The sequence below is a fragment of the Arthrobacter sp. P4_F10 genome (genome assembly GCF_056401435.1).
The window spans coordinates 273,161-294,690 of sequence record NZ_JBFUJJ010000005.1 but is presented as its reverse complement, the minus strand read 5'-3'; the positions used below and the strand labels follow the sequence as shown (position 1 = coordinate 294,690).

17 protein-coding genes are annotated in these 21,530 nt (G+C 66.9%); 13 read left to right on the top strand and 4 right to left on the bottom strand.

Annotated elements, in window-relative coordinates; all coding sequences use genetic code 11:
* Positions 1-97: 97 nt before the first annotated feature.
* The 5 genes from AC1DR1_RS08625 to AC1DR1_RS08605 all read left to right on the top strand — a co-directional run bounded on the left by AC1DR1_RS08625 (position 98) and on the right by AC1DR1_RS08605 (position 5,817).
* Entirely contained in the window at positions 98-1,153 is a 1,056-nt protein-coding gene (locus AC1DR1_RS08625) for a zinc-dependent alcohol dehydrogenase family protein (RefSeq protein ID WP_364747032.1), read from the top strand.
* An 81-nt stretch (positions 1,154-1,234) separates the two neighbouring features.
* Positions 1,235-1,591: a hypothetical protein gene (locus AC1DR1_RS08620; protein ID WP_229993496.1), complete on the top strand. Its 357-nt coding sequence runs from the start codon at positions 1,235-1,237 to the stop codon at positions 1,589-1,591.
* A 120-nt stretch (positions 1,592-1,711) separates the two neighbouring features.
* A complete protein-coding gene (locus AC1DR1_RS08615; protein ID WP_476992445.1) occupies positions 1,712-4,486 on the top strand; it encodes a PEP/pyruvate-binding domain-containing protein in 2,775 nt (924 codons plus the stop codon).
* 26 nt (positions 4,487-4,512) lie between these two features.
* Positions 4,513-5,466 carry an alpha/beta fold hydrolase gene (locus tag AC1DR1_RS08610; RefSeq protein ID WP_364747028.1) on the top strand — a complete coding sequence of 318 codons (954 nt, stop codon included), beginning with the start codon at positions 4,513-4,515 and terminating at the stop codon, positions 5,464-5,466.
* A 147-nt stretch (positions 5,467-5,613) separates the two neighbouring features.
* Entirely contained in the window at positions 5,614-5,817 is a 204-nt protein-coding gene (locus AC1DR1_RS08605) for a cold-shock protein (RefSeq protein ID WP_009357211.1), read from the top strand.
* Between the two features lie 135 nt (positions 5,818-5,952).
* Here AC1DR1_RS08605 and AC1DR1_RS08600 read toward each other — a convergent pair whose 3' ends face one another.
* On the bottom strand, positions 5,953-7,929 hold the full coding sequence (locus AC1DR1_RS08600) for an APC family permease (RefSeq protein WP_229993493.1): 1,977 nt from the start codon (positions 7,927-7,929) through the stop codon (positions 5,953-5,955).
* 399 nt (positions 7,930-8,328) lie between these two features.
* Here AC1DR1_RS08600 and AC1DR1_RS08595 point away from each other — a divergent pair, with 399 nt between their 5' ends.
* A complete protein-coding gene (locus AC1DR1_RS08595; RefSeq protein ID WP_229993492.1) occupies positions 8,329-9,387 on the top strand; it encodes a magnesium and cobalt transport protein CorA in 1,059 nt (352 codons plus the stop codon).
* Between the two features lie 61 nt (positions 9,388-9,448).
* Here AC1DR1_RS08595 and AC1DR1_RS08590 read toward each other — a convergent pair whose 3' ends face one another.
* The 3 genes from AC1DR1_RS08590 to AC1DR1_RS08580 form a co-directional block, all read right to left on the bottom strand.
* The gene (locus AC1DR1_RS08590) at positions 9,449-10,300 is read right to left on the bottom strand and encodes a universal stress protein (protein WP_364747025.1); all 852 of its coding nucleotides are present in this window, start codon (positions 10,298-10,300) and stop codon (positions 9,449-9,451) included.
* A gap of 196 nt (positions 10,301-10,496) precedes the next feature.
* Positions 10,497-11,633 (bottom strand): magnesium and cobalt transport protein CorA, encoded by a 1,137-nt coding sequence (locus AC1DR1_RS08585; RefSeq protein WP_414645522.1) that lies wholly within the window; start codon positions 11,631-11,633, stop codon positions 10,497-10,499.
* A gap of 339 nt (positions 11,634-11,972) precedes the next feature.
* The gene (locus tag AC1DR1_RS08580; RefSeq protein ID WP_229993489.1) at positions 11,973-12,233 is read right to left on the bottom strand and encodes a hypothetical protein; all 261 of its coding nucleotides are present in this window, start codon (positions 12,231-12,233) and stop codon (positions 11,973-11,975) included.
* Positions 12,234-12,767: 534 nt separating this feature from the next.
* Here AC1DR1_RS08580 and AC1DR1_RS08575 point away from each other — a divergent pair.
* The 7 genes from AC1DR1_RS08575 (at position 12,768) to AC1DR1_RS08545 (ending at position 21,513) form a co-directional block, all read left to right on the top strand.
* On the top strand, positions 12,768-13,259 hold the full coding sequence (locus AC1DR1_RS08575; protein ID WP_364747024.1) for a hypothetical protein: 492 nt from the start codon (positions 12,768-12,770) through the stop codon (positions 13,257-13,259).
* Positions 13,260-13,605: 346 nt separating this feature from the next.
* Positions 13,606-13,704 carry a potassium-transporting ATPase subunit F gene (locus AC1DR1_RS08570; RefSeq protein ID WP_084475820.1) on the top strand — a complete coding sequence of 33 codons (99 nt, stop codon included), beginning with the start codon at positions 13,606-13,608 and terminating at the stop codon, positions 13,702-13,704.
* A 7-nt stretch (positions 13,705-13,711) separates the two neighbouring features.
* Positions 13,712-15,379 (top strand): potassium-transporting ATPase subunit KdpA, encoded by a 1,668-nt coding sequence (gene kdpA, locus AC1DR1_RS08565; protein WP_229993487.1) that lies wholly within the window; start codon positions 13,712-13,714, stop codon positions 15,377-15,379.
* The gene (gene kdpB, locus AC1DR1_RS08560; RefSeq protein ID WP_476992444.1) at positions 15,376-17,514 is read left to right on the top strand and encodes a potassium-transporting ATPase subunit KdpB; all 2,139 of its coding nucleotides are present in this window, start codon (positions 15,376-15,378) and stop codon (positions 17,512-17,514) included. Before kdpA ends, kdpB begins: the two co-directional genes overlap by 4 nt.
* Positions 17,515-17,524: 10 nt before the next feature.
* Entirely contained in the window at positions 17,525-18,154 is a 630-nt protein-coding gene (kdpC, locus tag AC1DR1_RS08555) for a K(+)-transporting ATPase subunit C (protein WP_476992443.1), read from the top strand.
* 12 nt (positions 18,155-18,166) lie between these two features.
* Positions 18,167-20,845 carry a DUF4118 domain-containing protein gene (locus AC1DR1_RS08550; protein ID WP_229993484.1) on the top strand — a complete coding sequence of 893 codons (2,679 nt, stop codon included), beginning with the start codon at positions 18,167-18,169 and terminating at the stop codon, positions 20,843-20,845.
* The gene (locus AC1DR1_RS08545; protein ID WP_364747018.1) at positions 20,842-21,513 is read left to right on the top strand and encodes a response regulator; all 672 of its coding nucleotides are present in this window, start codon (positions 20,842-20,844) and stop codon (positions 21,511-21,513) included. The genes AC1DR1_RS08550 and AC1DR1_RS08545 overlap by 4 nt, the downstream gene beginning before the upstream one ends.
* Positions 21,514-21,530 lie beyond the last annotated feature (17 nt).

Sequence of the window (21,530 nt, the reverse complement as noted above, 5' to 3'; positions counted from 1 at the left end):
CGTCCGCCCGGGACGCAGGGCACGGTTCGAAACGGCCAGCCGCGCAGGGACGACTAAACTCGGTCCAAGCCCACCCACCACCATGCGAGGAGCCCCCATGCGCGCCACCATCATCCACGGTCCCGGCGACATCCGAGTCGAAGACCGCGACTACCCCACCCTCCAGCGGCCCACCGACGTCATCGTGAAGGTCACCGCCTCCTGCGTCTGCGGCTCGGATCTGTGGCCCTACCGCGGGGTCAAGCCCACCCACAAGCCGTCCGCAATCGGACACGAGTTCATCGGGACGGTGGAAAGCATCGGCGAGGACGTCAAGGACCTTGCCGTGGGCGACCTCGTGATCGCACCCTTCGTGGTCAGCTGCGGCGAGTGCCCCCAGTGCCTCAACGGCGTCACGGTCGCCTGCGATCACCTCGCCGGCTGGGGCGGCAAAGATGACACCGGTCACGGGATCGACGGCGGCCAGGGCCAGGCTGTCCGCGTGCCGCTCGCCGAGTCCACACTGGTCAAGGTCCCGGGCGTCACCGATCCCGACGATGCCCTCCGCGCCAGCCTGCTCACGCTCTCCGACGTCATGGCCACCGGCCACCACGCGGCCCTCGCCGCCAAGGCCGGGCCCGGCCGGACGGTCGTCGTGGTCGGCGACGGCGCCGTCGGCCTCTGCGGCGTGCTGGCCGCCAAGCGCCTCGGCGCGGAGCGGATCATCGCCATGTCACGGCACGCCGACCGCCAGGCGATCGCCCGCGAATTCGGGGCCACGGACATCGTCGCCGAACGCGGGGACGACGGTGTCGCCAAGGTCCGCGAACTGCTCGGCGGCGTTCTGGCCGACTCGGTGCTGGAGTGTGTGGGGACCAAGGAATCCATGGAACAGGCGCTGCACAGCGTCCGCCCGGGCGGCGCCCTCGGCTTTGTGGGCGTCCCCACCGGCGGGGCCGAAGCCCCGCTGCGCTTCCTGTTCGACACCAACATCTCGATCGGCGGCGGCATGGCCCCGGCCCGGACGTACATCCCGGAACTGCTGGCCGACGTGCTGGACGGCACCATCAATCCGGGCCGGGTGTTCGACTCGGTCATGCCGCTCGAGGAGGCGCCCGAGGCCTACCGCGCCATGGACGAACGGCGCGCCATCAAGGTCCTGCTGACCCCGTAGCAGGACCCACGACGGCGGCGGCGCCGGAGGCCGCGCGACTGCTTGCCCCCGCCCTTGCACGGGCAGGGGCGAGGGTCTAGCGTGAAGCGCATCAGCATCCGCCGCCGTCGAGGAGCCGTCATGGCCAGGTTTGTGCAGATCATCGAGTTCCAGTCGTCCCGCATCGAGGAGATCGAACAACTCGGCCGCCCGTCAAGAACCGAGGGGTCCACGGCCCCGACCTTCCGCCGCATCATGGCCACCGCCGACCGCGACCGCCCCGGCACCTACCTCACGATCGTTGAATTCGACTCCTACGAGTCCGCCATGGAGAACTCCAACCGGCCCGAGACCTCCGAATTCGCCGCGAAGATGGCCGCCCTGTGCGACGGTCCGCCGGTCTTCCGCAACCTGGATCTCATGTGGGAGGACACCGGCGAGGCCGACGCCGGCCAGTAGGCCTGCAGCAACACTTGGCAGGGATGCCGCACCGGGCGCAGGACCGGCAACCGGCCACGGCTTCAAGCCGCGGCCTGGATACGCGGCTTGAATACGCGGACAGGACGTGGGAGCAGGAAAATGGGTTCTGCAGAGGGCAGGGCGCCGGAAAGCTTCGTCGTGGATCTCAGTGCATTGGGCTCCACTCCCCTGCAACTCGTCGGCGGCAAGGCCGTGAACCTCGGCAAGCTCACCGCAGCCGGGTTCCCTGTGCCGCGCGGCTTCTGCCTCACCACGGCCGCCTACCGGAAGGCCGCCCCGGCCGAACTGGACGCACTGGCGGCCCGCCTGGACGCCGCGCAGCCCGGATCCCCGAACGACGGCCAGCCGGGCCACGCCGTCTTGGACCACCCCGGGCCTGACCTGGGCGAGCTGGCGAGGCAGGCGCGGGAAATGATCGTGACCGCGCCGATTCCCGCCGACGTCGATGCCGCCCTCCGCGCCGCGTATGCCGCGCTCGGCAGCGGCGCCGCCGTGGCGGTACGGTCCTCCGCCACCGCCGAGGACCTGCCCTTCGCCAGCTTCGCCGGACAACAGGATTCCTTCCTCAACATTTCCGGAGCCGATGCCGTGGTCGAGTCCGCCCGCCGCTGCTGGGCCTCACTCTGGACCGAACGGGCCGTGGCCTACCGCTGCGCCAACGCGATCAGCCACCGCGACGTCGGGCTCGCCGTCGTCGTCCAGGACGTCGTCGCTGCCGCCACCGCCGGCGTGCTGTTCACCGCCAATCCGGTGACCGGCACCCGGACCGAAACGGTCATCGATGCGAGCGCCGGGCCCGGCCAGGCGGTGGTCTCCGGCAGCGTGAACCCGGACCATTTCGTCGTGGATACGGCCACCGGACGCATCCTGCTCCGCTCCCCGGAAAGGACCGCGGCCAGGCGGCGGCCGAGCCTGGACGACGCCCGGATCCGCGAACTCACGGCGCTGGGCGATACCGTCCAGCGGCTCTTCGGCGCACCCCAGGATATGGAATGGGTGATTGACGCCGCCGGCAAGATCTGGGTGACCCAGTCGCGGCCGATCACCACGTTGTACCCGCTGCCGGACCCGGCCGCCCCCGAACCCCTTGGCACAGAGTCGGCGGCCTCGGCTGAAACCCGCGTGTACCTGTGCGGCACGCTGCTCCAGGGCCTGACCCGGCCGCTCACCCCGATGGGGCTCTCGGTGCTGGGCTCCATGAGGAACCGAAATGGGCCGTGGCAGTACGTAAACCCAGGGCTGCGCATGTACATAGACATGACGCCCCTGGTTCACAACAAATACGGCCGCCGCTACCTGCTGCGAATGCTCCCGCTGGCGGACGGGAGGTCCGGCGCGGTTTTCCCGGCGCTCCTGGATGACCCGCGGTTCGGCGTGCGCCCACGGCCGTCCCGGCGAACCCGTCCGGCCGTACCGGGCGCGCCGGTCCCGCGGAAGCCCGGGAAGGTCGGCGCTGCAGCGAACACTGCGGCACGTATGGCCAACCTGGGCATGACGGTCCGGCTGATTCCAGCCATGCTGCGGGCCGCGGTACGGCCCGCAGCCGAACTGCGCAGCGCCTTCGACTACGGAAATCGCCTCGAAGCGGAGCTCGTACTGCCGGAACCGGCAACCACCTTTGGCCGGCTCGATCACGCCCAGCGCATCCTGGACAACACCGTGGACGGGTTGATCCAGGCGACGCTGCCCGGACCGTCCGTTGGCTACCTCCTGCTGGCCGGTGCCCGGAGGCTGCTGCGCGGCATCGCGGAACCGCGGGAACTCGAGGCGGTGTTGCGGGGGCTGCCCAACAACGTCACCACTGAGATGGACCTTGAGCTCTGGCAACTGGCCGTCTCCATCGGCGCGAATGACGCATCCCGTGAGGTTTTCCTGGCCCACGCTCCGAAGGAACTGGCTGCCAGCTACGCGGCCGGCGCGCTGCCCGCGGTGGCGCAGACCGGCGTGCACGGGTTCCTGGACCGGTACGGCCACCGCGCCGTAGCGGAGATAGACCTTGGCATGCCGCGGTGGTCGGAGAAGCCGGACCATATCTTCGGCATGATCTCGAACTACCTCCACGTTGAGGACCCCGAACAGGCCCCGGACCGGCAGTTCGCCCGCGCTGAGGAACATGCCGAGGCCAGGATCCGCGACCTTGTGGAACGGACCAGGGCCCGCAGCCGGTTCCGGGCGCATCAGGTCGAGTTCTGCCTGCGCCGGACCCGGCAGTTGTCGGGGCTGCGCGAACTGCCCAAGTTCTACATCGTCCTCGCGCTCGCGGAAATGCGCCGCCAGCTCAAAGAGGTCGGTACCGAACTGGCCCGGACCGGTTCGGTTGCCGCCGCGGACGATGTGTATTTCCTCGAATTCGACGAGGTCCGCGTGGGCTTGCGGGGAGCCGACCTCAAGGGCATCGTCGCGGACCGCCGCCGGCTCTACGACGTCGAACTGCGCCGGCGCCGGATTCCCCGGCTGCTGCTCTCCGACGGCACGGACGTGGAGGCCGCCGTGATGGCCAAGTCCCCCGCCTCCGGCGCCCTCGCCGGGACACCGGCGTCGGCTGGTACCGCCACCGGAACGGTCCGGGTCATCCTGGATCCGGTGGGCGCCCACCTGGAGCCCGGGGAAATCCTCGTGGCACCTTCCACCGACCCTGGGTGGACACCCCTGTTCATGACCGCCGGCGCCCTGGTGATGGAGATGGGCGGGGTGATCTCGCACGGCGCAGTGGTGGCCCGCGAATACGGCATCCCGGCCGTGGTGGGAGTGCCGGACGCTACCACCCGGCTCCGGACCGGCCAGAGGGTGACCGTGGACGGATCCGCGGGAACGGTGCGCCAGGTGGATACCCCGCTCTCCCCCGCGAAAGCCGCCGGCAGCCTGGCCGGCTAAGCAGATGAAGGGGCTATGTTAGGTCTATGGTGTCTGTCGGCCGCAACGCAGAGGGCACACCATTTCCCGAGCCCGAGGGCTTCGGTTCGGGGCTGGTGGACGATGCCGCCCGCCGGGACGCCGCGTTGCCCGACTTCGACTGGGCCGAACTTCCGAAAGGCGTGGTGCGCGGTGAGTTCGCGGCGCCCAGCGGCACGCTGGCGACCATCTCCACCGGAGATCCCGGGAACCCGCGCGTCGTGCTCATCCCGGGTGCAACCGGCTCCAAGGAAGACTTCATCCTCATGCTGCCCGAGCTCGCGGCGGCCGGCTACTTCGTCCTCAGCTGCGACATCGCCGGGCAGTATGAATCCGCCCCGGCCGGGCCGGAAAACCTCGTTCCGCCCCGGCGCCGCTACGATTACGAACTCTTCCGCGACGACCTCCTCGCCATGCTGGATGCCGAAGAAGGCGCGGTGCACGTCGTGGGATACTCCTTCGCGGCGATCGTAGTCCAACTGGCCTTCGCCCAACGGCCAGAGAAATTCCGCAGCCTGACCTTGATCAGCTGCCCGCCCGAGCCGGGTCAGAGTTTCCGCGGCCTGCGCCTGGCCGGCTGGTTCAGTCGCTGGGTCAGCAGCAGGGTCGGCACAGCGTTGATGATTTGGGGTATCCGCAGGAACGTTGCCCGTGTGGCGCCCAAACGGCTGCGGTTCGTGAAGAGCCGGTTCGCGTTTACGCGCCGCGCCTCCGTCATTGACATCATCGGCCTCATGAAGCACACACCGGATCTGCGGTGGGTCCTGGCCGCCGCGACGCTGCCGAAGCTTGTCGCCGTCGGCGAACACGACCTCTGGCCGCTGGCGCTGCACCGCAACTTCGCGCAGTCGATCGGGGCGCGAATTGCGGTCTACCGCGGCGGCCACAGCCCCAGCGAGACCTCGCCGTACCAGATAAGCCGGGACCTGATTGAGCTCTTCGACGCCTCCGTCTCGGCATGACTGAAGCAAGCGGCCGAGACGAAGACCGTCGCTAGACCCTTGCACCGCGGCCCGTCGCACCGTACGTTGGGGACAGCGGACGAATGTCTCCGCAGCCGTTGGCCGCAGGGCCGCCGGAGATCAGCAGCATTTCAGAAGGATAAAGGCATGGCTACAGGCACAGTTAAATGGTTCAACGCCGAAAAGGGTTTTGGCTTCATTGCCCCGGATGACGGGTCGGCCGACGTTTTCGCCCACTACTCGGCAATCGCCACGAGCGGCTACCGCTCGCTGGACGAGAACCAGAAGGTTGAATTCGACGTCACGCAGGGCCCGAAGGGCCCGCAGGCTGAGAACATCCGCCCGCTCTAAGTACGTTGGAATTGCCCCGGCCGCCTGGCCGGGACACTTCCCCGAAGACCACAACGCCCCTCCGGAGGACTCCTCCGGAGGGGCGTTTGTGTTCCCCGGCCCCTGCTGCCGGGCGCCCGGCTCAAGGGCCCGGCGTCAGCCGACGTGGACCCACGGACGCTTTGTGACGTCCGGCTCGGCCTCGCGCAGCACTTCACGGGTGACCGGCGCGATTTCGCCTTCGCCGAACGCCAGGAACCGCAGGAGGTTGGTGAACGGGTTTCCCTCCGTCCATCGGAAGTAGATGTGCGGCATCAGCCCGGTGACATCGCGGATGTGCAGCAGCACGGAGGCGATCGTGTTCGGTACAACAGGCCCGTGGACCTCCAGGATCTGGTACCCATGCCGGATCACCCCGCGGACCTCGAGCGCGGTCTCAAAGTCCGACGAGTCGTCCACCACGACTTCGAGGAATATCGCCTGGTAGTCCACCGGGAGGTGGCTGACCTCAATGGCGGACGTGAGCTTGTCCCGGTACGCCTCGGCGCTCAGCCGCAGCGGTTCGTGGGCAATGATCGCGATGGGGCCCGATTCATTGGCGGCCAGGAATTCCAGGGCAGGGGTGTCCATCCGCACGTGAGTGGCGTGGAGCTCGAAGGAGCGCCGGAGGCGGGAGAGCAGGGAGATCACGATGATCCCGACGATGAAGAGCGCCGCGATCCGAATGCCTTCGGGCCGTTCGAAGATGTTGGCCACCGTGGTGTAGATAAACACGACGGCGATGACGCCGAAGCCGATACTGCGCTTACGCTGCCGCCGGCTGCGCGCGGACAACGTCACGGCAATCGCCGCCGATGTCATCAGGACCAGGACGCCGGTGGCGTAGGCGCCGCCCTGGGCGTCGACGTCGGCGTCGAACAGCCAGGTGATCAGGAACCCCACGAGCGTGAACACCAGGACCAGCGGCCGGACCGCGCGGGCCCATTCCGGAGCCATGCCGTACCGGGGCAGATAGCGCGGCACGAGGTTCAGGAGCCCGGCCATGGCCGAGGCGCCGGCAAACCACAGGATGGCAATGGTACTGATGTCGTAGACGGTGCCGAATCCGTCGCCCAGGTATTGGTGGGCGAGGTAAGCCAGGGCACGCCCGTTCGCCTGCCCGCCCGGCTGGAATTCCTGCGCCGGGATCAGCACCACCGTGGTGAAGCTGGTCGTGATGAGGAAGGCACTCATGATGAGGGCCGCCGTCGTCAGCAGTCGGCGGGCCCCCTTGATCCGGCCCTCAGGGTTCTCCTCGGTGTCCGTGGCGTGACCGCGGATCTGCGGCATGACGGCGACCCCGGTCTCGAACCCGGAGAGTCCCAGGGCCAGCTTCGGGAAGACCAGCAGCGCGATGCCCACCACCATCAGCGGGCTCCCGTGCTGGGTGGTCAGGGCCAGCCACCAGTTGTCCACGGCCACCGGGTGGCTGATGACCTCGAAGATCGTTGTTATGACCACGATCACGTTCAGTCCGAGGTAAATACCCACGAGGACGACGGCGACGCCGATCGCCTCCTTGAAGCCGCGCAGGAACACCGCGGCGAGCAGGGCCAGGAAGACGAGCGTGACCGCGACGTTCTGGCCTTGCATCCAGTCGGGGGCGAAGGGGTTTTCGATGGCGTGAGCGGTCGCGTCGGCGGCGGAGAGCGTCATGGTGATCATGAAGTCTGTGGCGGCGAAGCCGAGCAGCACCAGGACGAGCAGTTTCCCGCCCCAGCGCGGCAACAGCCGCTCCAGCATGGCGATGGACCCTTCACCGCGCGGACTTTCGCCAGCGACACGTCGGTACACCGGCAATGCGCCCAGCAGGGTGACGGCGACGAGGACCAGGGTGGCCAGCGGCGAAATCACGCCGGCCGCGAGCGCGGCAATGGCGGGCTGGTAGCCCAGGGTGGAAAAGTAATCCACGCCGGTCAGGCACATGACCTGCCACCACGTGTGTTTCTTCAGGTGGCTGTCGCTCACGGCCCCGGGCCCTTGGTGGATTCCCTTGGCGTCCTGGAGGCCGAACAGCAGCCAGTTCCTGAAGTGCTCCCCTGCGCCCGGCCGGGGCGCCGAAGGATCTGCCGGGGGCCGGCTGAGCGTGGTCATGATGTCCTTTCTACGCGGCGCACCGCGCCGCTTCCGTCCGCGACAGTACCAGCCCCGGCAACCGCCGCTACCGCCAGGCGAACAATCCTGACGGTTCCTTAACGCGGGCAAGGTATAGCCCACCGCGAAGGCGAAGTGTTCTCCGCCGACGTCCGCGGCCCCCGCCTCATCGATCTCACCCGCGTTGCCTTCGTCAAGGCCTACGACGTCCAGCGGCGGCGTTGGGGACTCGGACCCGGAACGCGTCCGGCACCCTGCGCGACTAGCTGTCTGGACTCTGAATCGTGCGCGCATCCGCGCGATCCTGCGGGGTTGTCCCGCGTCCGGATACAGTGGACCCGCCGGCGCCTTGGCTGTGGGATCGGCCAGGGCTGCATGCAGGAGCGAGGGACAGACATCATGACCATGATCGACAACGCCGTCTACGTTGACGGTCTGCGGACGGACAACCCCAAGAATCTGGATGAAACGTATGAGGTCATGCGGGCACGCGGGGGGATGGCGTGGATCGGGCTGTACCGTCCGGGCCTGGATGAACTGACATCGGTTGCGAACGAGTTCAGCCTGCACGAGCTTGCCGTTGAGGATGCCCTCCACGGTCACCAGCGGGCCAAACTTGAACGCTACGGGGACACGCTGTTCACCGTGCTGCGCCCGGCACGGTATCTGGACGATGTAGAGAAGGTTGAGTTCGGCGAGCTGCACGTCTTTGTCGGTCCGGACTTCGTGGTCACGGTCCGACATGCGGAGTCCCCTAACCTGGCCAAGGTCCGCCGCCGGATGGAGGCCGCCCCGGAGCTGCTGGCGCTGGGCCCGCAGGCCGTGCTGTACGCAATCCTGGACGAAGTCGCGGACCAGTATGAACCCGTCGTCGCCGGCCTGGAAAACGACATCGACGAGATCGAGGACGAGCTGTTCAGCGCCGGCCCGGACGTGGCCCGCCGGATCTACGAGCTCTCCCGGGAAGTCATCGAGTTCCAGCGCGCCACGCACCCGATTCGGCCCATGCTGGAGGCTCTTGAACGCGGTGCGGAGAAATACCATCTTGATCTGGAGCTGCAGCGCAGGCTGAGGGACGTCCATGACCACGTCATCCGCGTCGTGGAACGCGTCGACGCTTTCCGTGTTCTGCTTCAGAGCGCGCTGACCGTCCACGCAACGCTGGTAGCCCAGCAACAGAACGAGGAGATGCAGCGTCTCTCTGAATTGAGCCTGGCCCAGAACGAGGAGATGCGGCACCTCTCCGAAGCGGGCCTGAGCCAAAACGAGGAAGTCAAGAAGATCTCTGCTTGGGCGGCCATCCTCTTCGCCCCCACCCTCGTGGGAACCGTATACGGGATGAACTTCGACGTCATGCCCGAACTGGCCTGGTCGATGGGCTACCCGTTCGCGCTCGGCCTCATGCTCGCCATGGGTGTCGTCCTGTACCTTTCGTTCAAGCACCGCAAGTGGCTCTGAACTGCCAGGCGAGATCCCTGCAAGTGTCATCGGACGTGCTCCGGGCCGGCACCCCGGACCTTCAGGTGCCGGAAGACCGCTGGTGCTGCCCCGGGCGGGTGATAAGCGTCGGGCATTGAACATCCATGAGGACATCCCGGGCGACCGAACCCACCAGGACGTCCAGGCCACCGCGGCCTTTGCATCCAATGACGAGGAGCACGGCATGCGCGCCGGCCCTGACCAGGGCCGGCGCCGGGTACCTGCCGCTCTCCAGCACCGGGTTAACCCGCAATCCGGGATGGTCCTGGGCCAAACTGGCGACGGCTTCAGCCAGAACCGAGCAGGTATCCGTGGCCATTCCGTCAGCTCCGGAGCCTGCTGGCCCGCCGCCGGGTTCTTCCTGACCGTTGCAGACATGGACCACCATCAGGTCCTGGCCAAGGCGGAGCGCTTCCGCGGCGGCCCATTCCACAGCGACGGCCGCGTCCGCGGACCCGTCGGTGCCGACGACAACACCGGACCGGTCTTCGTCGCCGGCCGCGGGCACGACCGCCACCACGCAGTTGCTGATGGCGGCCGTCTGAAAACTGACCGACCCGAAGCCCTCACCGTGCCTGTCCGGGCGCCTGTCGGTTCCTACCACGACCATGTCCGAATCCCCAGAGAGCCGCCGAAGGGTCCTGGCTGTCTCTCCTGTCCCGAGAGTCGTGCTGACCGGGACCGCGGGGTCCAGCGCCGACACCCGCTGGGCTTCCGCAGCCAGCAGCTCAGCGGCCCGGTTCATGGCCTCCTGATACCGGTCGGCGTGCCGGAAGGACCACGGACCAGGAACGACACGCACCAGATTCAGGGGTACATGAAACTGGGCGGCCCGCCTGGCCGCCCACTCCAATGCGGCGTGACCGGCCTTGGAATTATCGACACCAACCACGATCCGGCTGTGCACGATTCCATGCCCTTCGGGGAACTTGCCAGTACATCCAATATCCCGGCGTTGTCCTCGCGCAGCCTAGGGCCGGAAGGCCCCCCGGCACGGGTCCAGGGGATCGCAAACAGCCGCGATGACGGCTTTCAAAAGCAGGTGCCGCTGCGATGAACGGCACGCCGGCAGCTGAGGCTAATTCAGCTTAGATCCAGCTGCGCTTTCTGAAGATCCGATACAGGATGGTGCTGACGGCGATCATCGAAGCGACCGAAAGCGGATAACCGTACTCCCAGTGCAGCTCGGGCATGTTCTCGAAGTTCATGCCGTACACAGTGCCCACGAGGGTCGGGGCGAACAGTATGGCGGCCCAGGCGGAGATCTTCTTCACCTCTTCGTTCTGGGCGTTGCTGGACTCCGCGAGGTGTTTCATTTCCTCATTCTGGCTCTGTGCGACGAGGGTCGCGTTGACAGTAAGGATGTCCCTGAGCATGAACCGGAAGCCGTCGATGCGTTCGTTGACCTGGGCTGTGTGGTCGGCGACGTCGCGCAAGTATTGCTGCAGGTCGTCGGCGATCCCGTATTTCGTGAAGCCGCCGGCTAGGGCCTCAAGGATGCGCGTCAGCGGGTGGGTCGAGCGTTGGAATTCGATCACTTCGCGGGAGAGCTCGTAGATGCGCCGGGACACGGCGGGGTCGCCGCCGAAGACTTCGGTTTCGATTTCGTCGATATCGTTCTCCAGGCCCGAGACCACAGGGGCGTAGTCGTCCACGACGGCATCCAGGATCGCGTAGAGCACAGCCTCCGGGCCCAGCCGCAGCAAAGTTGCGTCGTGCTCGAGGCGCCGGCGGACCTGCACCAGATCCGGCGACCCGCCGTGGCGCACGGTGATGATGAAGTTCGGGCCAACGAAGACGTGAAGTTCGCTGAATTCGATCTCTTCGCGCGAATCCAGATAGCGGGCTGCCCGCAGGACCACAAAGAGGGTGTCGCCGTAGCGTTCGAGCTTGGATCGCTGATGGGCCACGACGGCGTCTTCCACGGCGAGTTCATGCAGGTCGAATTCGGCGGCCAGAGACTGCAGCTCAGAAGCCTCCGGCCGGACGAGACCGATCCACGCCATGGATCCCTCGAAGCGGCCCAGTTCCTGGAACGTCTCCTGCAGCGTCATCGGCGAGGACACCCGCCTGCCGTCCAGATAGATGCCGCTGTCGACAAGGCTGGGCCGGCCCGCGGCTGCCAGGTCCCGGGTCCCGGCAGAGGCCGCAGCGGGGACTCCGATGTCCGGGCGGGGGCGGGAAGCGAGCTTGTACAGGCGCGTGGAAATGCGGCGAGCATTCATGGTGGCGGTCCAGACGTAGGAAGTGCAGGGTGAGATGGCCAAGATGGCCTCTCCCGCCGTGGGCTACGTTCGGATGACGTGTGGAACCCGGGACACGGGGTTCAGGCGGGAGAGGAGATGTCCCCGGCGCCGGTACTTGGAGGCTCGGTGTACACGCGACACGTCCTCTCCCTCAGGTGAAACCCTACAAAATCCTGCCCATTACATCACGGCCGGTCCCGGCCGGACAAAAAATCCCCAGGCGGCAAGTCAGAGCCACCTGCGGCGCTTGAACATCGCACACAGCACGATGCCCCGAGTACCGCAGCAAATTCTTGCTAAGGCTGGCGCGCCTCATTCTCAGACGACTTCCACCAGTCTGATCGTCTCGTTGGTTCGTTCCAGCTCTTGGGACCAATAGCCGGGATCCTTGGCCATCTGCCGGTATTCATGTGCGAAGTCCCGGAAGAGCTCGCTCAGTAAGGTGTCATCGCCTTCCACCACTTGGCGGACAGCCTCGATGTTGAGAGGAACATTCAAAAGCCGTTCGGCAGGGACGACGACTTGGTGAATGTCGTCCTGGAACCGGAGCCGAAACGAGTATTCGATGGCCAATTTCATTGGGTTGCGCCAGCCTTTCGGTCGAGTTCGGTGGAGAACGAAGCGTACCGGGGAGACATTGTAGATCTGCGCCTAATGTAGCGGGGACCAAACCGTCGAGGTAGACCGCTCGGAATCACCGCAGGAGATGATCGCCGGGCCCCGGAAGCTCGCCTGCACGGGAAAAGGGGGCCGCTCGCCAACTCGATGACATGCTGCTGCCTCGGGTCGACGCCCAACGGATTCCCATGCGAGCCCATCTCCGGGCGGCTGCATCTGGGGCGCATTAAGATAGCGCAAATTTGTGGCCTCCCGCCATATGGAAAGCGTTAGGGCCTGTTCCGGTGACGCTCCGCCGGTGCTGTCATGAAACAAGGAACGCTGCAGCCACCGTGGCCGCAATCCGATCCCCAGCAGGAGTCAACCAGCATGCACACCACGTCCCGGCGGATACAGGACACATCCGGTCTTCCCGCCGGAGCCGGTCCCACCCGGGATTTCGTCGCCGTCGATGACAGCGGGGAGTTTTCGTATCACCGGTCGGAACAGGATTTTATGGGGGCCTTTGAATACATCGAAGAAGCTGCGTGCATCATCGACCGCAGCGGCAGTGCCTACCGCCTGGCCTTGGATCCGAATCGTCACCTGATCCTCGGGCGCTCCCATGGCCCAGTGGAATTCCAGTGGCTCCGCCACGCCTGGATGGACGCGCAAAGCGCGCACCCGGAAGGGCACCGGCTCCGCCGCTTCTACCCCGCTACCCGTTACGAAGTGGTCTCGGACCTGTTCGAAACCCTCGCCCTGGAAAGCGGGACAGCACCGGCCGCGGGCGCCTGGTCTCTGGACATCGACGGCTTTGCATCACGCCCGTCCAACATTGAAGAAATCGACCGCCTGCTCGCACGTCAGGACCGGCTGGAGCATGCCCGTGTGAAGGACCCCTTCGGACACATCTACCGGCCCGCAAGACACCGTAAACACCGGTACCTGCCGGCTGCCGGATCCATCCTCTACGTCGAAATCCCCGCCACCGCCGCAGCTCACTGAGACCGATCCTCCGCCGCCGGAATCAATTCGGCCCGGCACCGCCTGCGCTTCCCGCACCCGTTAGGTGCGCTTTTCGCGCCCGTTAAGGTGCGCTTTTCGCGCCCGTTAAGACAGCGTCAAGATCCGCCCTCAAGGCGTTAAGAAAGCATCAGGACCGGGTTTTTTCCCTTTGCGAAGGCGTTGACTTTCAGTAGCCCCGCAAACGGGGCGCAGATGAAAGGAACCCTGCAATGGCCGACCTGGCTGTTATCGGAATCCTCATGGTTGCCATGGGGTTCGTTATGTGGATCGGCCACGTCTTGGCCGGGATGGTCGGCGGTGCCGATGACCGGCCGGAGGGTGGCAAGTGAGCGCCGACGCGATCATGTGGCTCGTCCTGCTGATTGCCGGATTGTGCCTCTTCGGCTACTTGCTGGCCGTCCTGATTCATCCGGAAAAGTGGTGAGCGGATCATGACCTTCAACTCTGCATCTTTTGTTGTCCAGGTGGTGGCGCTGCTCATTGTTCTGGCAGCCCTGCACAAGCCTCTGGGCGTCTACCTGGCCCGGGTTTTCGAGGGCACGACGTCCAGCCGGCCCGAGCGTCTGTTCTACCGGCTGGCCGGGGTCGATGCCGACACCGAGCAGACCTGGTCCGTCTACCTTCGCAGCGTCCTGGCGTTCTCGGCCGTGTCCATTCTGGCGGTGTTCGGCCTCCAGCGGCTGCAGGGCGTCCTGCCGGGCAGCGGTTCCCTGCCCGGCGTGGACCCTTGGGTGGCCATGAATACGGCCATTTCCTTTGTGACCAACACGAACTGGCAGACGTACGTCCCGGAGACCACGGTAGGCATCTTCGTGCAGATGACGCTGCTGGCGGTGCAGAACTTCCTCTCCGCCGCCGTCGGGATCGTCGTCGTCGTCGCGCTCATCCGCGGCATCGCCCGCACGAGGACGCAGCGGCTGGGCAACTTCTGGGTGGACCTGGCCCGGACGTCGTTCCGGGTCCTACTGCCGCTCGCGTTCGTCGCGGCCGTGCTGATGGTCCTCGGCGGAGTGGTGCAGAACTTTTGGTTCACCGAGGTCACGAACCAGGCCACCGGCGTTTCGCAGCTCATCCCGGGTGGCCCGGTCGCGTCCCAGGAAGCCATCAAGATCCTCGGCACCAACGGCGGCGGCTACTTCAACGCCAACTCTGCCCACCCGTTCGAAAACCCCAACGCCCTGATCAGCTTTTTCGAGGTGTTTCTCCTCCTGCTCATCCCCTCCGCGCTGCCCTACGCTTACGGCAGGATGGTGGGCGACCAGAAGCAGGGCTACACGGTAGCCGCCGTGATGGGCACGCTGTGGCTGGCTTCGATTTCGCTGATGGGCTGGGCCGTGGCGTCCGGTCAGGGAACCGCGACGGCGGCCGCCGGCGGCCTGGGCGAGGGTTTTGAGCAGCGCTTCGGCCCTGTGCCGAGCGCGATCTTCGCCACGTCCACCACGCTGACCTCCACCGGCGCCGTCAATGTCGCCCACGATTCCCTGCCGCCGCTGGCCGGCGGAGTGGCCATGGTGAACATGATGCTCGGCGAGGTCGCCCCCGGCGGAACCGGTTCCGGGCTCTACGGCCTGCTGATCCTCTCTATCATCTCCGTCTTCATTGCCGGGCTGATGGTCGGGCGCACCCCGGAGTACCTGGGCAAGAAGATCGGGCCGACGGAAATGAAGCTCGCCGCCATGTACATCCTGGTCACCCCGACCCTGGTGCTGGCCCTGTCCGGCATCACCGTGCTGCTGCCGGACATCATGGCCAATGCGCCGGCCACCGGTCCACACCAGTTCAGTGAAGTGCTCTACGCTTTCACCTCCGGGGCCAACAACAACGGCTCCGCGTTCGGCGGCATCACCACCTCGGGCCCCTTCCTGTCGGTCATGCTGGGCCTGGGCATGCTGCTGGGCCGCTTCCTACCGATCGTCTTGGTGATCGCCCTGGCCGGTTCCCTCGCCCGTCAGGGCAAGATTCCGGCCTCCGCCGGCACCGTCCCCACCCACGGCCCGCTGTTTGGCTCGCTGCTGCTGGGCGTGACAGTGATCATGACCGCCCTGAGCTACTTCCCGGCCCTTGCCCTGGGCCCCCTCGCAGAAGGACTTCTCAAATGACCCGGTCTCACACGGCATTAGCCACGGACACCGACGCCCAGACCTACGCCGACGGCAACCCCCTTGGCACTCCGGGCGAACATAAGCACCACACCAAGGCCCCGGCAAAACTCACGCTCGCGTCCGTCGTCGCCGCCCTGCCACTTGCGGTCCGGAAACTCTCGCCGCGGCAGATGATCCATTCCCCTGTCATGTTCACCGTGCTGGTGGGGGCCGCCCTGTGTACGGCGATCTCGGTGTACCGGCCGTCGGTGTTCGGCATCGCCGTGACGGTCTGGCTGTGGCTCACGGTCCTCTTCGGCACTTTGTCCGAATCCATCGCCGAGGGCCGGGGCAAAGCCCAGGCGGACAGCCTCCGCGCCAGCCGCAAGGGCGTCCAGGCCCGGCTCCGGCAGCCAGACGGCTCCACCAAGGACGTCCCCGGCACGGAGCTGCGTCTCAATGACGTGGTGATCTGCGAGGCCGGGGACGTCATCCCCTCGGACGGCGAAATCATCGAAGGCCTGGCGAGCGTCGACGAATCGACCATCACCGGCGAATCAGCCCCGGTGATCCGCGAATCCGGCGGTGACCGGTCCTCCGTCACCGGCGGTACGAGGGTGCTCTCGGATCGGATTGTCATCCGCATCACGGCCGAGCCGGGACAGACGTTCATCGACCGGATGATCAAGCTGGTCGAGGGCGCCGTGCGGCAGAAGACCCCCAACGAGATCGCCCTCCACGTGCTCCTGGTGTCACTGACCATCGTGTTCCTGGCCGTCACCATGTCGCTGGCACCGTTCGCAGCCCTCGCCGGCGCCACGCCTTCCCCGATCGTGCTGGTCGCCCTGCTGGTCTGCCTGATCCCCACGACGATCGGGGCGCTGGTCCCGGCGATCGGCATCGCCGGCATGGACCGCCTGGTCCAGCACAACGTGCTGGCCACCTCCGGCCGTGCCGTGGAGACCGCCGGGGACATCACCACACTGTTGTTGGACAAGACCGGAACCATCACGTATGGCAACCGCCGCGCTGTTAATTTCTTCCCCGCCAACCAGGTGGAGCGGACCCGGATGATCGAAGCGGCCCGGGTCTGCAGCCTGGCCGACGAAACCCCCGAGGGGCGCTCCATCCTGGACCTCGCCGCGGACAAGGGCGTGACCGGGTCCGATCTGACCACACTCGAACGCTCCACCGGCAAGTTTGCCGTGGTCCCCTTCAGCGCCAGCACCCGCATGAGCGGGCTGGACCTTGACGGGCTGCAGATCCGAAAAGGGGCTGCCTCCACGGTGGCGGCATTCGTTGCCGAATTCGGTGGGCACACTCCGGCGGAGGTCGACCACCGGGTACAGGAAATCTCGGCCCAGGGCGGCACGCCCCTGCTGGTCGCCCAGGTCGACAAGGACGGCCGGGCGGACATCCTGGGAACCATCCACCTCGCCGACGTCGTCAAACCCGGCATGCACGCCCGCTTCGCCGAACTGCGGCAAATGGGCATCCGGACCGTGATGATCACCGGCGACAACCCCATCACCGCCAAGGCGATCGCCGCCGAGGCCGGCGTCGATGATTTCCTGGCGGAAGCAACCCCGGAAGACAAGCTCGCGGTCATCAAGAAGGAACAGGCCGCAGGCCGGCTCGTGGCCATGACCGGTGACGGCACCAACGACGCCCCGGCCCTGGCCGCGGCAGACGTCGGCGTCGCCATGAACTCCGGCACCCCGGCCGCGAAGGACGCTGCCAACATGGTGGACCTCGACTCCGACCCCACGAAACTCATCAACATCGTCGGCATCGGCAAGCAGCTGCTCATCACCCGCGGCGCCCTGACCACCTTCTCGGTCGCCAACGACGTCGCCAAGTACTTCGCGATCGTCCCGGCGCTTTTCACCGCCGCATTCCCGGGGCTCGGACTGCTGAACATCATGGGCCTGGCCACCCCGTCCTCGGCCATCCTGTCCGCGGTGATCTTCAATGCCCTGATCATCATCGCCCTGGTGCCGCTGGCGCTCCGCGGCGTCAAATACCGTGCCGTCTCCGCCAACCAGGCGCTGGCCCGGAACCTGCTGATCTACGGGCTCGGCGGCCTCATCGCACCATTCATCGGCATCAAAATCATCGACCTCATGATTTCGCTCATCCCCGGAATCGGCTAGGAACACCCCCATGAACATCCTCACCGGCTACCTCCGTCAGCTGGGCACCGCCCTGCGGTTCCTGCTCTTCGCCACACTGGTTCTCGGCGTGGCCTACCCCCTGGCCGTTTTTGGCACCGGACAACTGATCGCCCCGTACCAGGCCAACGGCTCCATCATCAAAGACAGCTCCGGGGCCCCGGCCGCGTCCGCCCTGATCGCCCAGGCCGCGGCCAACGATTCCGGCGCCCAGGACCCGCGCTGGTTCCACGCCCGGCCCTCGGCCGTGAAGTGGGACCCGGCGTCGTCCTCGGCCACCAACTTCGGGCCCAACGACCCGAAGCTGCTCGACGCGGTCGCCGCCAACCGGTCCGCCGTCGCCGCGGCTGAAGGCGTGGATGCGGCAGCGGTTCCGGCCGACGCCGTGACGGCCAGCGGTTCCGGGCTGGACCCGGACGTTTCACCCGAGTACGCCAAACTGCAGCTTGCGCGGGTGGCGGCAGCGAACGGCCTGAGCACCGACGCCGTCGCCGCCATGGTGGAGCAGTACACGAGCAGTGGGGTAGTCGCGTTTCTCGGCCAGCCATCGGTCAACGTGACTGCCCTCAACCTCGCCGTGGCGGCGGCCGCACGGCCGTCGCAGCCGGCTCAAACCAAGTGAGAGAATGACGGCATGGCACGTGGAACGCTGCGGATCTTCCTGGGGGCCGCGCCGGGGGTGGGCAAGACCTACGAGATGCTTGAAGAAGCCCACCGGCTCGGCGAACGCGGCGAGGACGTCGTGGTCGCGTTCGCCATGGACCACGGACGCAGCGAGACGCGGGCGCTCCTGGCGGGACTTGAGGTCATCCCGCCCCAGCGCCTGCCCTACCGGGGCACGGAGTTCGAGGAAATGGACCTTGACGCCGTCCTGGTGCGGGCCCCGGGGACCGCGGTCGTGGACGAATACGCCCACTCCAACGTTCCGGGCAGCCGCAACGAGAAACGCTGGCAGGACGTCGATGCGCTCCTTGATGCCGGCATCAACGTCCTCTCCACCGTCAACGTCCAGCATCTGGCGTCCCTGGGCGACGTCGTCAGCGCCATCACCGACGTCCATCAGGCGGAGACGGTACCCGACGACGTCGTCCGGAAGGCGGACCAGATCCACCTGGTGGACATCTCCCCCGAGCTGCTCCGCCAGCGCCTGAGCGACGGCAAGATCTACGCTGCCGAAAAGATCGACGCCGCCCTCTCGAACTATTTCCGCCTGGGCAACCTCACGGCACTGCGTGAACTGGCATTGCTGTGGCTGGCCGACCGGGTGGACGAGGGCCTGGCCAAGTACCGGGCCGAACAGGGCATCGATGCCAGCTGGCCGGCCCGGGAACGCATCGTCGTCGGGCTGACCGGCAGCCCCGAAGGGGAAGTCCTGATCCGCCGCGGGGCCAGGATCCTCAACCGCGTCAACGGCGGGGACCTGCTGGCGGTCCACGTCCGGTCCGCCGATGGCCTCGCCGAGGAGTCGCCCCACGCGCTGGAAGCCCAGCGCCGCCTGATCCTGGACCTTGGCGGCAGCTACCACATCGTGACCGGCGAGGATCCGGCCGCCGCCCTCCTGGACTTCGCCCGCAGCGTCAACGCCACCCAGATCGTCGTCGGCATCTCCCGGCACAAAAAGCTCGCCGGCCTGATCGGAAACCTGCTCGGCGGTGGGGTTGGCACCCGGGTGGTCCGCGATTCCGGGGACATCGACGTCCACATGGTCTCCCATCCCCTGGGCGGCCGCGGCGCCGGGCCGCGCCAGCACCGGGACCTTGGCCGCGTCCGGGTCGCCGTCGGGTTCGCCCTCGCTGTGCTGCTCCCCATGGTCCTGCAGCTCCTGCTTTCGCTCCTGAACCCGGAGCGGAATGTCGCTGCGGCCATGCTGGTGCAGCTCACCGGCTCGGTGGCGGTGGCGCTGATCGGCGGGTTGTGGCCGGCCATCCTGGCCGCACTGTGGAGCAGCCTCCTGGTGAACTACTTTTCGACCCCGCCGCTGGGCACGCTCACCATCAGTGATCCGCAGAACTTCCTGGCCCTGCTGGTGTTTGTAGGCGTCTCGGCCGCCGTTGCCGTTGTGGTCGACCTATCGGCCCGCCGTTCCAAGGAGGCCGCGCGGGCCCGCGCCGAAGCCACGACGCTGGGGGACCTGACGCGCAGTGCCGCCGGCTCGGAGGACACGGTTCAGGCATTGCTGGAACAAGCCCTGAGCGTCTTCCAGGTGCGTGGTGCTGCCGTTTTCAGCCTTGGCTACGGCCCCGCGGACGGCGACAGCGGCGCAGGACCCGACCGGCGATGGCAACTTCAGGCCGCCGTGGGAGAAATTCCAGCCCTGTCCGCCGGCGCGCCAAGGAACGATGGCACCGGCGACAACGTGGAAGAAATCGACGCCGTCACACGCCTCGTGTTGTTCGGACGGATCTTGCCGGCAAGCGACCGGCGCCTTCTGGGGGCGTTCGGAGTTCATCTGGCGGCACAGCTGGAACGCCAGCAACTGGTCGCCAGCCGGCGGGAGATGCTCCGCTTGGCCGAGAGCAACACGATGCGCACCTCCATCCTCCGCGCTGTCTCGCACGACCTGCGCACCCCTCTGGCCGGGATCAAGCTTGCCGTCGGCGGACTGCGGCACGACGACGTCCATTACACCCAGGCAGAGGAGCAGGAACTGCTGGCAACGATAGAGGAGTGCTCGGACAGGCTGGACGCGCTGGTGGGCAATCTGCTGGACATGTCCCGGATCACCTCGGATGCCGTCAATCCCCTGCTCAAACCCGTGCGGTGGTACGAGGTCATCCCGGGTTCCCTGAGCGCCGTCCCCGCGGGGCGCGTGCGAGTGGACCTGCCTCCCAACATGCCCGAGATCGACGCCGACCCTGGAATGCTGGAACGAGTGATTGCGAACATCGTCGAGAACGCCGTGAAATACGCCCCCGATTCGGATATCGTCCTGGTCGGGGCGGCCGGCGGGCTCAGCCCGGCGACTCTCGGAGGGCGCCCTGCCGGCGAGCTCCGGGTCATCGATCACGGCCGGGGAATCCCGGCGGAGAGGGTCATGGAAATGTTCCGGCCATTCCAGCGTCTCGACGACGCCCCGCAAACCACAGGAATCGGACTCGGGCTTGCGGTGGCGAAAGGGTTCACGGATGCCATGGGTGGCAGCCTGAGCGCCGAAGCGACACCGGGCGGAGGGCTGACGATGATTATCCGGCTTCCATTGTCCACGGGGACCCCGTATGACGGACACCGCGCCCAGGCCCCGTTCGAGCCCCGGTCGCTGGTGGCGCGCCGCGCTCATGCGATGCCCCTTTCGTCCGGACCGGACGCAACATGACGGCGGTCCTCGTCGTCGACGACGACCCGCATCTGCTCAGGGCCCTCCGGATCACACTCCAGGCCCACGGCTACGCCGTCACCACCGCCGTAGACGGGACCTCAGCGCTGCTGGCGGCCACCCAGAACCCGCTCTCACTCATCATTCTGGACCTCGGCCTGCCTGACATTGACGGGACCAGCGTCCTCAAAGAGCTGCGCGGCTTCAGCAGCGTGCCGGTCTTGGTGCTGTCCGCCCGGCACGGCTCCGAGGACAAAGTTGAGGCGCTCGACGCCGGCGCGGACGACTACATCACCAAACCGTTCGGCCTGGACGAGCTCCTCGCCCGGCTCCGCGCCCTCCTGCGCCGCAGCGTCGAACCGGACGAATCGCTGGTCGTGACCGAGGCTTTCACCATTGACCTGGGCAAGCACCGGGTTACCCGGGACGGCGAGGACATCCGGCTGACCCCGACTGAATGGAAAATCCTGGAGGAACTGGTCCGGAATCCGGAAAAACTCATCACACAGCAGCAGTTGCTCGCCAGAGTCTGGGGTCCGGCGTACGCCAAGGAGACCAACTACCTCCGGGTCTACATGGCCCAGCTGCGGCGCAAACTGGAGCCGGACACCGCCAACCCCCGCCACCTGCTCACCGAAGCCGGCATCGGCTACCGGTTCATGCCCTGATGGTTTTCCGATGCCGG

Excerpts from the sequence above, each read along its gene's own strand:
- AC1DR1_RS08605 (WP_009357211.1), top strand. The coding sequence starts at position 5,614 with ATGGCTACAGGCACAGTTAAATGGTTCAACGCCGAAAAGGGTTTTGGC.
- AC1DR1_RS08545 (WP_364747018.1), top strand. The coding sequence starts at position 20,842 with ATGACGGCGGTCCTCGTCGTCGACGACGACCCGCATCTGCTCAGGGCC.
- AC1DR1_RS08575 (WP_364747024.1), top strand. The coding sequence starts at position 12,768 with ATGGGGGCCTTTGAATACATCGAAGAAGCTGCGTGCATCATCGACCGC.
- AC1DR1_RS08595 (WP_229993492.1), top strand. The coding sequence starts at position 8,329 with ATGACCATGATCGACAACGCCGTCTACGTTGACGGTCTGCGGACGGAC.
- AC1DR1_RS08600 (WP_229993493.1), bottom strand. The coding sequence starts at position 7,929 with ATGACCACGCTCAGCCGGCCCCCGGCAGATCCTTCGGCGCCCCGGCCG.
- AC1DR1_RS08615 (WP_476992445.1), top strand. The coding sequence starts at position 1,712 with ATGGGTTCTGCAGAGGGCAGGGCGCCGGAAAGCTTCGTCGTGGATCTC.
- AC1DR1_RS08550 (WP_229993484.1), top strand. The coding sequence starts at position 18,167 with ATGGCACGTGGAACGCTGCGGATCTTCCTGGGGGCCGCGCCGGGGGTG.
- AC1DR1_RS08585 (WP_414645522.1), bottom strand. The coding sequence starts at position 11,633 with ATGAATGCTCGCCGCATTTCCACGCGCCTGTACAAGCTCGCTTCCCGC.
- AC1DR1_RS08580 (WP_229993489.1), bottom strand. The coding sequence starts at position 12,233 with ATGAAATTGGCCATCGAATACTCGTTTCGGCTCCGGTTCCAGGACGAC.
- AC1DR1_RS08625 (WP_364747032.1), top strand. The coding sequence starts at position 98 with ATGCGCGCCACCATCATCCACGGTCCCGGCGACATCCGAGTCGAAGAC.
- AC1DR1_RS08610 (WP_364747028.1), top strand. The coding sequence starts at position 4,513 with ATGGTGTCTGTCGGCCGCAACGCAGAGGGCACACCATTTCCCGAGCCC.
- kdpA (WP_229993487.1), top strand. The coding sequence starts at position 13,712 with ATGACCTTCAACTCTGCATCTTTTGTTGTCCAGGTGGTGGCGCTGCTC.
- kdpC (WP_476992443.1), top strand. The coding sequence starts at position 17,525 with ATGAACATCCTCACCGGCTACCTCCGTCAGCTGGGCACCGCCCTGCGG.
- kdpB (WP_476992444.1), top strand. The coding sequence starts at position 15,376 with ATGACCCGGTCTCACACGGCATTAGCCACGGACACCGACGCCCAGACC.